The sequence below is a fragment of the Pseudomonas sp. NPDC078416 genome, assembly GCF_050268485.1.
GTDB lineage: Bacteria > Pseudomonadota > Gammaproteobacteria > Pseudomonadales > Pseudomonadaceae > Aquipseudomonas.
The window spans coordinates 200,610-213,564 of the sequence record NZ_JBNNGV010000002.1 but is presented as its reverse complement, the minus strand read 5'-3'; the positions used below and the strand labels follow the sequence as shown (position 1 = coordinate 213,564).

Sequence of the window (12,955 nt, the reverse complement as noted above, 5' to 3'; positions counted from 1 at the left end):
GGATGCCCGGCGAATAGCCGAGGCATTGACTGGGCGCTTGGGGCGCCTCTGATCAAAAAGTGCGCAATTCTAGCGGCGCGTCGAACGATTGACCAGTGTTATACAGAGAATTACGACGAGTGCTGCGCTATGCTTCGCGGCGTTACGCCCGGCACCCCAAGTGGGCCGGGCGCATCGGAATTTACCGGTGCGGCGTGGGTCAATCCGACAACGCCGGATCGCGGTGCTCGAGTCATGGTTTCAGGAGTGGTAAATGGGTCACGCAACGAGTCAGGCAGAGGTCGGGCATTCTTCGGCGAAACCGTTGAGTCTGTTGGTGGGTGCGGTGGGTGTTGCCTATGGCGACATCGGTACCAGCCCGCTGTACACCATCAAGGAAGTGTTCCTCGGCGGCTATGGCGTGCAAGCCGGCCATGACGCCGTACTGGGCATTCTGTCGCTGATCTTCTGGTCACTGATCTGGGTGGTCTCCTTCAAATACATGGCCTTGGTGCTGCGTGCCGACAATGACGGCGAAGGCGGCATCATGGCGCTGATGGCGTTGGCGCGCAGGGCGTCGGCCAATTATCCGAGGCTGCAGGCGAGCATGATCGTCTGCGGGTTGTTTGGCGCGGCGCTGTTTTATGGCGACAGCATGATTACCCCGGCGATCTCGGTGCTGTCGGCGGTCGAGGGCATGGAGCTGGCCTTTGACGGGCTTGAGCGCTGGGTGGTGCCGATCGCTCTGGTTGTGCTGGTGGCGCTGTTTCTGATTCAGCGTCACGGCACTGCGCGGATCGGCGTGATGTTTGGCCCGATCATGGTGCTGTGGTTCGTGACCCTTGGGGTACTCGGTGTTCACGGCATTTTCCAGCAGCCGGAGGTTCTGCACGCGGTCAATCCGGTGTGGGCGGTTCGCTTCTTTATTGACCATCCCGGCATTGGCGTTTCGGTACTGGGCGCGGTAGTGCTGGCACTGACCGGAGCCGAGGCGCTCTACGCCGACATGGGCCACTTCGGTCGCAAGCCGATCTCCCGCGCCTGGTTCGCGTTGGTCCTGCCGGCACTGGTGCTGAACTACTTCGGGCAGGGCGCCCTCGTGATTCAAGACCCTGAAGCGGTGCGCAACCCGTTCTACCTGCTGGCGCCGAGCTGGGCGCTGTTGCCCTTGATCGCCCTGTCGACACTGGCAACCATTATTGCTTCGCAGGCGGTGATCTCCGGGGCGTTCTCGATGACGCTGCAAGCGATTCAGCTTGGCTACATCCCGCGCATGTACATCCAGCACACCTCCAGCGACGCCCAAGGGCAGATCTACATCGGCGCGGTGAACTGGGCGCTGATGGTCGGGGTGATCCTGCTGGTCCTCGGCTTTGAGTCTTCCGGGGCGCTGGCCTCGGCTTATGGCGTGGCGGTGACCGGTACGATGCTGTGCACGACGATTCTGGTGGCGTCGGTCATGCTGCTGGCCTGGAAATGGCCGCCGCTGATCGCGGTGCCCATTTTGATCGGATGCCTGTTCGTGGACGGCATGTTCTTCGCGGCCAACGTGCCAAAAGTCATTCAGGGCGGGGCGTTCCCCTTCCTGGCGGGCATCGTGCTGTTCATCCTGATGACCACCTGGAAGCGCGGCAAGCAGTTGTTGGTGGACCGCATCGACGAAGGCGGCCTGCCGCTGCCGATCTTCATCAGCAGTATTCGCGTGCAGCCGCCCCATCGCGTTCAGGGCACGGCAGTGTTTCTCACGGCCCGTGCAGACGCCGTTCCCCATGCGCTGTTGCATAACCTGCTGCACAACCAGGTGTTGCACGAGCAGGTGGTGTTGCTGACCGTTGTGTACGAAGACACTCCGCGCGTGCCGACGGCCCAGCGCTTCGAGGTCGAGGCGTTTGGCGAGGGCTTCTATCGGGTGATCCTGCATTTCGGCTTTATCGACGAGCCTGACGTGCCGGCAGCGCTGAGCTTGTGTCACCTGAAGGAGCTGGACTTCAGCCCGATGCGCACGACTTACTTCCTCAGCCGCGAAACCGTGGTTTCGTCGAAACTGGTGGGCATGGCCCGCTGGCGCGAGGGGCTGTTCTCGTTCATGTTGAAAAACGCCAACGGCAATCTGCGTTTCTTCAAGTTGCCGTTCAACCGGGTGATCGAACTGGGCACGCAGGTGGAGATGTAAGCGGCCCTTGGCCTCTGTAGGACCGGCTTTAGCCGGGAAGGCGTTTGGTGCCGCGCTGAAAGATTGATGGCGTATGCAGCGGCCTCTTCCCGGCTGAAGCCGGTCCTACGGGGACAGTGCGTAACCGGAGGTGGGACCCGTCGTGAGCAGGCCCTGAAACAAAAAATCCCCGCAATCGCAAGAGAGCGGGGATTTTTTATGGGCGGGTGATTACTCGGCAGCGGGCTCTTTGCCTTTCCACTTGTCGATCACTGCACTCAGGCGCTTGGCCAGGGCCGGGTAGTCTTCGTCGAAGTGATGGCCACCGGGCAGCTGCATCTTCTCGCCAGGCGCGGTGGTTTCCGTGCAACCGCTTTCATCCTTCTCTTCGATGCCGTAGACGCACAACACCTTATCCCCGGGCAGCTTGGCCATTTCAGGCCCTGTCGCGGCTTCTTTGCCGGCAGCGCCCAACCAGCCTTCAACGGCAATCTCGAAGCTGCCAGTGCGGGCGAAGGCCAGCAGGATGATGCCGTCGACCCGCGCCTTGTCTTCTTCCGGCAAACGGTTGTAGATCGCTGGCAGCACGTCGGCGCCGAAGGAGTAGCCGGCGAGCACAAAGTGCTTGGCGCCCCATTTCTGGCGGTAATGGGCCATCAGCTCGCTCAGATCAGCGGCTGTTTGCTCAGGCGATTTGTGCTCCCAGTAGTAACGCAGGGTGTCGATGCCGACGACCGGGTAGCCGCCCATTTTCGCCATGTCGCCTGCTACGTCTTTGTCGAGGTCGCGCCAGCCACCGTCGCCGGACAGGAACAGCGTCACCGTGTCAGAGGGCTGCGAAGACGGTACCTCAACCACCGGAATGTTCAGGCCGCCGTTGTCGTCACCCCCGATCAGGCGACGGCGCACTTCGTTGTTCAGCACCTGCGGGTACTTGATGTCGTAGTCGCTGATGCTGGTTTCGGTGTTGGGTGCGTCACGGACCAGCGTGGCGCTTTCGTCGTCGGGGCCGTCGTTCCAGGCGACCGTCCACTTGCCGTGGGCGGCGGCTTTGGGCACAGGGTCGGTGCAACCCGGTTGATCGCGGACGAAGCCGACCGAGATGGCCCGGGCGTTGTCGTTGTTCTGACCGGCCAGCCAGCGCCACGCCAGGGAAGCACCGGAGCCGACACCGGCAACCAGATCGGGCGCACCGTCGAGCTTCTGCAGCGCGGCATTGAAGGTCTTGGCCTGAAGCTGGCAGTCGTCCTTCGGCAGCGTCACTTGTATGACCCGGGCGGAAGCGTCGTAGCTCAGGGCGAGCAGTTGCTTCTCGGTCAGTGATTCTTCAGTGGTAACGGCCAGCGCGACCTGGGTCTTCACCTTGGTCGAGGGCACCACACGGATCAGCGCAGCGCCGTCATCCAGGGTGATGTGTTCGAGAGTCGGTTGCGCGGCGGGGCGGTTCCACAGCCAGAAACCCAGTGCCACCACCAGGATTACCAGGGCCGCGAGCAAAAAGCGCCAGTAGCGTTGAATCATCAGCGTTTCACCAATCCAGTCAGGCCGCCTGCGATCAGGGCGGCGGTATCTGCCAGTGCCACGAGCGGATCAAGTCCTGCGGGCACGGCCATATAACGAGGTTCCCAGTCAGGCTGGAATTTGTCTTTGAAACGGCGCAGCCCCTGGAAGTTGTAGAGTTGTTCGCCACGGCTGAACACCATCGAACCCAGACGCTGGGTCAGAGGCGCGCCACGCCGCGGTTGCAGCCCGGACAACGGCACCATGCCAAGGCTGAAGCGGGCGTAACCTTCTTTTTTGTAATGCAGGATCAGCCCGACCATCATGAATTCCATGGTCAGCTTTGGCGCTTCCGGGTGCGAGCGCATCAGGTCCAGGCTCGCCAGGTCATTGCGCGAGGTCTCCAGCAAATTGGAGAACGCGACCGGCTTGCCCTGGAAATGAACGATAGCAATGCGAAAATGCTTGAGGTAATCCAGGCTGAACCGGCCCAGCGAAAAACCTTTTTCGCGCACGTTCTTGCCCATCAGCCACGCATCGGAAATCACTTTGAGCTCGTCCATGGGCGCTTGGCCCACTTCGTAGATTTCCAGCGACAGACCGTCGCGCCCACCCCGATTCCAGGTGTAGCGCAGGTCCTTCATTTCCTTGCCCTTGGCTTCGATGTCGAACTTGTGCAGATCGACCCGGGCTTCTTCGCCCAGCTTGATCGCGGTCAGACCGATGTCCATGTAGAACGGCAGATTCTCGGCACGCACCTGATAGAACACGGGGCGTGCATGGTGAACGTCGCACAGATCGCGGAACTGCCAGATCAGCTCGGCCCGTTGCTGGGTCGGGCCAATCGGGTCGTACAACGCGACAAGGCTACGGCCGCGATGGGCGTACATCAGGAAGGCGTTGCCATCCGGGTGCATGAGCACGGCTTTGTCGCCGGTCAGCACCAAACCGCCGTCGGGCTGGCTGGACGCTTTGATGATCTCCGCGGCTTTGGCAAGCTGTGCCTCGTCGGGCAGGTTGATCACCGGGCGGGCGGTGCGCAGCAGCCAGGTCAGCGAGACGATCAGCAGCAACACCGCGCTGCCCAGTGCCGAACGCAGACCGCGAGGGGCGTCGGCATCCAGCGTGAACTGCCACCACAGCTGATGGCTGTAGGGCACGTCTTGATAGGCGAACAGCAGCAGCCAGAACGAAGCGCCCAGGACGCAGACACTGGCGACCAGATACAGGGGGGAAAACGGCAGTTCCAGCAAACGACTCGGGCGGTAGAACGAGCGCCGGAAGATCGCCAGCAAACACGCGGTCAGCAGCAGCAGGCTCGCTTCTTCCCAGTCGAAACCCTTGAGAATCGACAGAATGGAGCCCACAAACAGCAGGATCGTGGTCAGCATCCACGCAGCTGAAAGACGACGGCGCAATCCCTGCGCGAGCAACAGGCACAGCACGCCGATCAGGCTGGCGCCAAAGTGCGAAGCGTCGATCAGTCGATGGGGAATGAGAAACCCGAGGCTCTCCAGGCGGGTGTCGATCTCGGGCGTGGAGCCGGAAAACAGCAGCACCACCCCGGAGAGAAATACCAGCAATGCCAGAATCGGCGCACCGAGGCCGGACGCAACGCGCATGGCCTGCTGCGCAAACAGCAATCGCTTGGCCTCGCTGTAAAGCAGCACCAGACAAGCGATCAGCAGCGGCATCACCACGTAGATCAGGCGGTACAGCAGCAGCGCGGCGGCCAGCGGTGCGGCGCCCAGTTCGTCAGCAAAGGCGGCGAGCAGAATGGCTTCAAAGACGCCGACGCCACCGGGCACGTGGCTGAGAACACCGGCGGCCAGGGCCAGCAGGTAAACCAGCAGGAACGCGCCGAAGGGCGGGGCAGAGGGCAGCAACAGATAGAGGACGGCAGCCGCCGCCGCGACGTCCAGCGCGGTGATCACCAATTGCATCAGCGTCAGGCGCACGCCAGGCAGACGCAGCGTGCGGCGTCCGGCGCGGACCAGCAAATTATGCGGGATCGTCTGTTCCGGCAGACGCCGGCGATAGATCGCGTAACCCAGGATTGCGCTGATCGCCAGGACCGCGACCGCGACGGTGGCCAGTACCGGCACCGACACATGCAGCGCCAGCGAAGCGGCGGGCAGATCGCTCAAGGTCGCAAGGGCCGCCAGCGGGGGAAGTGCGCAACCCAATGACAGGCTGGCAAAGAGGGTCATGTGGGCAACTTCGCCCGCACCCAGTCCCAATCGCGAGTAAAGGCGGTAACGAACCGAGCCGCCGGAGAGCATCGACAGACCTACCGCGTTACCGATGGCGAACGCGCAAAAGCCGCCCATGATCAGCGACTTCGGTGGCAGATCCACATTGGCGTAGCGACTGGCGGACCACTCGTAGCCCAGCAGAATCACGAAACCGATGGCTGTCGCCAGCACTGCGCCCGCCAGAGAAGGCAGCGGCACACTGAGCAGCGAATCCTGCAGAGCGTAGATGTCCAGCTCGGTCAGCATGTGCCGACAGGCGATCAGGGCGACGGCGAACAGAAGGATGGTGACGCCCAACCCGATGGGTTGACGGTACTTGCTCACCAGTTCGCGTAGACGCAGTCGTTTCGGGGGAGCCGGAGGATGCTCCGTCACTGCTTCATTTGTGTCGGACGGGTTGGCGCGCATCAATCACTCCTTGGATCGTGCGCGACAGGATGGAGGTATACAGCCAAGTTACCAATCCCTACGCAAAAAATAATTCAGGATGTTAGCGCTTCAACGTCTAACGGGCGAATACCACGGATACGTATCGGTGACCGTTCAGTCTAGGTTCAGTCGCTGGCCAGCGTATCGGCAGGGGAGGTGAAAACTATCGCTCCCGGCAACATACAGTAACAAGACCTCTCGGATGAACGCACCCCGGTAATGGGATGTGACAAGGATTCAGGCTCGCTGTTCGTGAGCTTTCAGCGAGGCAAAAAAAAGGCCACTCTTTCGAGTAGCCTTTTTAGATGTTGGTTGCGGGAGCCGGATTTGAACCGACGACCTTCGGGTTATGAGCCCGACGAGCTACCAGACTGCTCCATCCCGCGTCTGTGTGGCGGCATTCTACAGTCGAACGACAAAGTGTCAACCTTTAATGCCGGAGATCGACAAAATAACCTCATCGGGAGCGTTGGTGTGCCTAAGTGGCGGTTGGACAAGGCTTTTATCGCACTCCGCACCTGACGGCATGTCGCCATCATCCACGGGCCTTGTTTCATTTATATGAAGAGGTGGGGGGAGGTAGCGATGGGAGCGGGCTTGCTCAAATGACGGCCACAAAAAAGGCCACTCTTTCGAGTAGCCTGTTTTGATGTTTGGTTGCGGGAGCCGGATTTGAACCGACGACCTTCGGGTTATGAGCCCGACGAGCTACCAGACTGCTCCATCCCGCGTCTGTGTGGCGGCATTCTACAGAGGATCGCCGGGCTGTCAAGCAATCGGCAGAAAAAAATGCTTTTTCTTCAAGTGGTTAGCGTGGCGCGTGGGGCGGATGGCTGCGGCGCGCGTCGCTTTAAGGGAGTTTCAGGGAGGTTTCGTGGAGTGCACGTTCCGTAGGGGCGAGGCTTATTCAGTGTCAGAAAGTCACGTGAATGAGATACTGCACGACCGTTTTCCTACGACCCCATGTGATGCCGCAGCGCAAAATCATCCATATCGACTGTGATTGCTTCTATGCCGCTATTGAGATGCGCGACGACCCGCGTCTGGCCGGCAAGCCGTTGGCAGTCGGCGGGTCGGCAGAACGGCGGGGTGTGATCGCCACCTGCAACTACGAAGCCCGGGCCTACGGCATCCGCTCCGCGATGTCATCCCGGCATGCGCTGACGCTGTGCCCGGACCTCACCATCGTCAAACCGAGAATGGATGCCTATAAAGAAGCATCGAAAGAGATCCAGACGATATTCCGCGACTACACCGATCTGATCGAGCCGCTGTCGCTGGATGAGGCTTATCTGGATGTGACGGATTGCGAGCACTTTGCCGGCAGTGCGACGCGCATCGCCCAGGATATTCGCCGGCGGGTCTCCAATCAGCTGCACATCACGGTTTCCGCCGGCGTGGCCCCGAACAAGTTTTTGGCCAAGATCGCCAGCGACTGGAAAAAGCCAAACGGGCTGTTCGTGATCACGCCTGATCAGGTCGAGGACTTTGTCTCCCAGCTGCCGGTGTCCAAATTGCACGGTGTCGGCAAAGTGACCGCCGACAAGCTTGGCCGCCTGGGCATCGTCACCTGCACCGACCTGCGCGGCTGGACCAGGCTGTCGCTGGTGCGTGAATTCGGCTCGTTCGGTGAGCGGCTGTGGAATCTGGCCCATGGTGTGGATGAGCGGCCCGTGCAGAACGACAATCGGCGCCAGTCAGTCAGTGTCGAAAACACCTACGACACTGATCTGCCGGACCTGGCCAGTTGTTTATTGATGCTGCCGGCATTGCTGGAAACATTGAACGACCGCATCGCGCGGATTGACAGCCTTTACCGCCCCGGCAAGCCGTTCGTGAAGGTCAAGTTTCACGACTTCACTCAGACGACGCTGGAACAGGCGGGGGCAGGGCGGGACCTGGGCAGTTACGAGCAACTGCTGACCCAGGCCTTCGCACGCGGCGGCAAGCCGGTGCGATTGCTGGGAATCGGTGTGCGTCTGCATGACCTTCGGGCTGCCCATGAGCAGCTGGAGTTGTTCAGCTGAGGCGAGTTCAGGCCAGGCTATTCACTGCCCGGTGGCACCGCGACCAATCGACCGGCGTCTTTTGCCAGTGACCGAAGGAATTCATGCTGGAGTTGCGGATCGTTGCGGGTCAGCTCGATCAGCGACTGTTCCAGCTCACTGGCTTCCTCTTCAAGGCCCAGTTCGGACAGGCGCTTGACGCGGTGTACCCACTGGCTGACTTCGTCATCTTCCAGGTCGTCATAGATCAGATCGTGCGCTTCAATCAGCTTGCCGCGCAGTGATTTGCTCAGCGGCAACGTAGCGATTGCCTGAACGTTGCTCTGGTCATCCTGCACTTTGAGGTTCAGTTGCGTGACATAACTGAGGTTTTGCTCGGCGAACGGGCTGTCCAGCAGATTCACCCGGAGCACGCCGTTGCGGTCCGTATTCAGCTCGTGGGTCTCTTTGCCCGCAGTGACTTCAACCGGCGCTTCACTCCAGGGCAGGCTCGAATGCTCGACCCGGTGATCGAGCTGTACTTCGTCGATACCGGCCAGGTTCTGTTGAGCGCGACCATGGGAGGGTGCGTTCATGAACGGGTTAACGCCCGCGACGCCGTACGTGAGCCAGTCCTTGGTGACGCTGTCGGGCAGACTGCCAAACGTCAGCACGTTGACCACATTGGCGCCGATGCCCGCGACGATGGCCACGGCGCCCAAGGGGATTTCATAGACTTCCCGCCACGGTTGATACGGCGTGTACCGGTCGTAGTGCCGGGTGACTTCGAATTCGGTGATATCGAAGGTTTTCAGTTCGTGGATGCGTATCCGGCGCTGGGGCAACTCCAGCGTCTTGGGTTCGCCCAGGTCGACCTGAAAACTGTGGTCGAGCAATTTGCGCTCGACACGTTCTTCATGCTCGCTGCGTTGAGACAGATGGTTGGCGCAGCCGCCGAGTAACAGGCTGGTGCACAACACAGCGCCTGCGAGACGTGAGGGATTTCGCTTGAACATGAGATCTCTAGTGCAGGTAAGGCGCATCGCAGAGGCGTGGCGGATAAAAGCGCGCCTGCACAATCGCAGGCGCGCCATCCGGTCAGCGCTTGATCCGGTCCTTGATGAAAGACAACACATCGGCAACAGGCAGGGCCTGTGCTTCGGCTTCGGTGCGGCTCTTGTACTCGAGGTTGCCTTCGGCAAGGCCGCGGTCACTGACCACGATGCGATGCGGAATGCCGATCAGTTCCATGTCGGCAAACTTGATCCCCGGGCTGGTCTTCTTGTCGCGGTCGTCCAGCAGCACTTCGAAGCCAGCTGCCGTCAGTTCGGCGTACAGCTTGTCCGTTGCCTCTTTAACCGCGTCGGTTTCGTAGCGCAGCGGCACGAGGGCGATCTGGAAAGGCGCGAGTGCGTCGCTCCAGATGATGCCGTTTGCGTCGTTGTTCTGCTCGATCGCGGCAGCCACAACGCGCGACACACCAATCCCGTAGCAGCCCATGGTCAGCGTGACGGGCTTGCCGTTCTCGCCCAGGACCTGGCACTTCATCGCTTCGCTGTACTTGGTGCCCAGCTGGAAGATGTGGCCGACTTCGATACCGCGCTTGATGATCACGGTGCCCTGACCATCCGGGCTCGGGTCGCCGGCGACGACGTTACGCAGGTCAGCGACGGTCGGAACCGGCAGGTCCCGCTCCCAGTTGACGCCGAAGTAGTGCTTGTCATCGATGTTCGCGCCAATGCCGAAGTCGCTCATCAGCTCTACCGAGCGGTCGATGATGCACGGCAGCGGCAGATTCAACGGGCCGAGGGAACCCGCGCCGGCGCCAATGGCGTCACGCAATTCGGCTTCGGAGGCCATGACCAGCGGGCTGGCGACCTGCTCCAGATTGGACGCCTTGATTTCGTTGAGTTCGTGATCGCCACGGATGATCAGCGCAATCAGCTTGCCTTCTTCAGCGGCATGCACGACGAGGGTTTTGACGGTCTTTTCGATCGGCAGATTGAATTGCTCGACCAGGGCCGCGATGGTCTTGGCGTCCGGGGTGTCGACCAGGCGCAGTTCTTCAGTCGGCGCAGGGCGGCTGGACTCGCGCGGAATGGCTTCGGCTTTTTCGATGTTCGCGGCGTAGTCGGAGGTGTCGCTGAACACGATGTCGTCTTCGCCGGATTCGGCCAGCACGTGGAACTCATGGGAGCCTGCGCCGCCAATGGAACCGTTGTCAGCCACTACCGGACGGAAGTTCAGGCCCAGGCGGGTGAACACGTTGCAGTACGCCTGATGCATGCGGTCGTAGGTTTCCTGGAGGGAATCCTGGGTCGCATGGAAGGAATAGGCGTCCTTCATGATGAATTCGCGGCCGCGCATCAAACCGAAGCGGGGACGGATTTCGTCACGGAATTTGGTCTGGATCTGGTACATGTTGATGGGCAGCTGTTTATAGCTGTTGAGTTCGTTGCGGGCCAGATCGGTGATGACTTCTTCGTGGGTCGGGCCCGCGCAGAAATCACGATCGTGACGGTCTTTCAGGCGCAACAGCTCAGGGCCGTACTGTTCCCAGCGACCGGACTCCTGCCAGAGCTCCGCCGGCTGGATGCCAGGCATCAACACTTCCAGCGCGCCCGCTGCGTTCATCTCTTCACGCACTACCGCTTCGACCTTGCGCAATACCCGCAGGCCCATGGGGAGCCAGGTGTAGAGACCGGAGGCAAGTTTGCGAATCATGCCGGCACGAAGCATCAGCTGATGGCTGATCACGACCGCATCGGATGGCGTTTCTTTCTGTGTGGCGAGCAAATATTGACTGGTGCGCATGGTCGGCCGTTGTCGGTTGCGGTGACTGGGAAATGACCCGGCATTGTACGGCGGTGATATCGATGAGTACAGGCCGGGCGGGCGCTGCGAGGGGAGGGATTGTCTACCGTGCGCCCATGAAAAAGCCCGGCGTGAAGGCCGGGCTTTTCGGTAACGAGTGTCAGACCGCGCGATTACAGGACCGAAATCGGGTAGTCGACGATCAGACGGAACTCGTTGATATCGCCTTCGCCTTCGTCCGTGTTGGCACGGTGGAACGCTTGACGGATGCGGAACGACAGGTCTTTGGCGGGGCCGGTCTGAACAACGTACTTGGCCTCGACGTTGGTCTCGTGGTGGCTGCCATCAGAGCCGTACAGACCGGTGTAGGTGCTGTTCGATGGGGTGTGGGTGCCGTCGATGTCAGTACCGGTCACGTAGCGAGCCATGAAGCTCAGGCCTGGAACACCGTAGGTGGCCATGTTCAGGTCGTAGCGGGCTTGCCAGGATTTTTCACCCGGGGCGTTGAAGTCGGAGTATTGAATCGAGTTCGCCAGGAAGATCGAGTCGCCACCGCGGTTGTTGTCGCCGATACCGATGTAGTCGAACGGTGTATCACCATTAACTTTCTGGAATGCCAGGGTCAGGGTATGAGCGGCCAGGAACGAGTAGGCTGCAGACAGGGAGAAAGCGTTGTTGCTGATGTCGCCTGCTTTCTTGCTGCCGGTGTCCTGGGTGTTGTAGTAGTTGAAGTCGAACGCCAGTGCCTGGTCGTCGGTCAACGGCAGTGCGTAGTTCACGTTGCCGTAGTACTGATTCCACACGTCTTCCAGTTTGTTGTAGTAGAAACCAACGCCCAGGTTGTCGGTGATCGAGTACTTGCCGCCGCCGTAGGTAGCGGACTTGGAGGTCACGCCAGCGTAGGTGGCCCAGATATCGCCGTTGCGATTGGTCTCGTCCTGGCTGGTGCCCGAAGTGAAGCGACCTGCTTCTACGTCAAGACCTTTGATTTCGCTGCTCTGCAACGTCACGCCAGTCGCAGTTTGTGGCAACAGGCGAGAACCGCCGACTGCGAAGACCGGGTTCTGCGGCTGCATGTCGCCGATTTTCAGCTCGGTCTTGGAGACGCGGAATTTAACAGCGCCACCGGCCTTGCCGAAGCTGTCTTCGTTCTTGCCTTGGCTGTCGGTCACCAGGTTGCCCGAACCCGAGTACTTGTCGGAACCATCCAGCTTGAAGCCGGCGTAGCCGAACGCGTCGACACCAACACCAATCAGGCCCTGGGTGTAACCGGAGCTATAGTTTGCCCAGAAGCCCTGAGTCCAGTCCTTGTCATCGACAGCGCCGTTCTTTTTGTCGCGGTTGAAGTAGTAGTTACGAGCCTTAACGTCCAGCTTGCTCCCCTCTACAAAACCAGTTGCTTCGGCCTGATCGCTTACGAATGCCGCAGCCGATGCCAATTGGGTGCTGGCTGCAGTAACGGCCAGTGCGATTGCGCTCCACTTCATCACTCTCATCGTGACTTTGCTCCTTTGGTTTTTAAGAAGAGTACTGCCGTCCACCTGTTTTTTTATCTGGCCGGCTTCTTTCTTTTTGGTGTCGGCGAAATTTATAGCACGCTGACATTATTGGCGATAGTTACGAACCTACCCTTTCAATTTCTTTACGGCCTTGTCGCCGCCCGCTCTGTCCATGTCGCTAGGAAACAGCTCCTGATTCTTTAAACCGTGCAACTACCGGGTCACTTTGAGCGCTGGATTCATTCTCACCCTCATCGAATCCAAACCCTCCAGCTACCTTGTCAAACATCGTTGCTTCCCTTCGGTCCCGGCCTGTCTCTCGACATGCTCGTCTTCAAGCTT

The 12,955-nt window shown here is 60.2% G+C and carries 7 protein-coding genes and 2 tRNA genes; 2 read left to right on the top strand and 7 right to left on the bottom strand.

Going from position 1 to position 12,955, the window contains the following annotated elements; all coding sequences use genetic code 11:
* Positions 1–253: 253 nt before the first annotated feature.
* The gene (locus tag ACQKEN_RS04835) at positions 254–2,152 is read left to right on the top strand and encodes a potassium transporter Kup (protein WP_427684070.1); all 1,899 of its coding nucleotides are present in this window, start codon (positions 254–256) and stop codon (positions 2,150–2,152) included.
* Between the two features lie 210 nt (positions 2,153–2,362).
* On the opposite strand, the gene ACQKEN_RS04830 is transcribed toward ACQKEN_RS04835, so the two are convergent.
* The 4 genes from ACQKEN_RS04830 to ACQKEN_RS04815 form a co-directional block, all read right to left on the bottom strand.
* Positions 2,363–3,652, bottom strand: coding sequence for a virulence factor family protein (locus ACQKEN_RS04830; protein WP_427684068.1), 1,290 nt, complete (start codon positions 3,650–3,652; stop codon positions 2,363–2,365).
* Positions 3,652–6,294: a bifunctional lysylphosphatidylglycerol flippase/synthetase MprF gene (gene mprF, locus ACQKEN_RS04825; RefSeq protein WP_427684067.1), complete on the bottom strand. Its 2,643-nt coding sequence runs from the start codon at positions 6,292–6,294 to the stop codon at positions 3,652–3,654. The genes ACQKEN_RS04830 and mprF overlap by 1 nt, the downstream gene beginning before the upstream one ends.
* Before the next feature lie 330 nt (positions 6,295–6,624).
* Positions 6,625–6,701 (bottom strand) — tRNA-Met (locus ACQKEN_RS04820).
* A gap of 268 nt (positions 6,702–6,969) precedes the next feature.
* Positions 6,970–7,046: transfer RNA gene (locus ACQKEN_RS04815), tRNA-Met, on the bottom strand.
* A 237-nt stretch (positions 7,047–7,283) separates the two neighbouring features.
* Here ACQKEN_RS04815 and dinB point away from each other — a divergent pair.
* Complete coding sequence (gene dinB / locus ACQKEN_RS04810) at positions 7,284–8,342, top strand: DNA polymerase IV (RefSeq protein WP_427684065.1); 1,059 nt, start codon at positions 7,284–7,286, stop codon at positions 8,340–8,342.
* 17 nt (positions 8,343–8,359) lie between these two features.
* Here dinB and ACQKEN_RS04805 read toward each other — a convergent pair whose 3' ends face one another.
* The 3 genes from ACQKEN_RS04805 to ACQKEN_RS04795 all read right to left on the bottom strand — a co-directional run bounded on the left by ACQKEN_RS04805 (position 8,360) and on the right by ACQKEN_RS04795 (position 12,610).
* On the bottom strand, positions 8,360–9,316 hold the full coding sequence (locus tag ACQKEN_RS04805; RefSeq protein ID WP_427684063.1) for a hypothetical protein: 957 nt from the start codon (positions 9,314–9,316) through the stop codon (positions 8,360–8,362).
* A gap of 82 nt (positions 9,317–9,398) precedes the next feature.
* Entirely contained in the window at positions 9,399–11,114 is a 1,716-nt protein-coding gene (locus tag ACQKEN_RS04800) for a proline--tRNA ligase (RefSeq protein ID WP_427684062.1), read from the bottom strand.
* Between the two features lie 173 nt (positions 11,115–11,287).
* Positions 11,288–12,610, bottom strand: a complete 1,323-nt coding sequence (locus ACQKEN_RS04795; protein ID WP_427684060.1) for an OprD family porin — start codon at positions 12,608–12,610, stop codon at positions 11,288–11,290.
* Between the last annotated feature and the right edge of the window lie 345 nt (positions 12,611–12,955).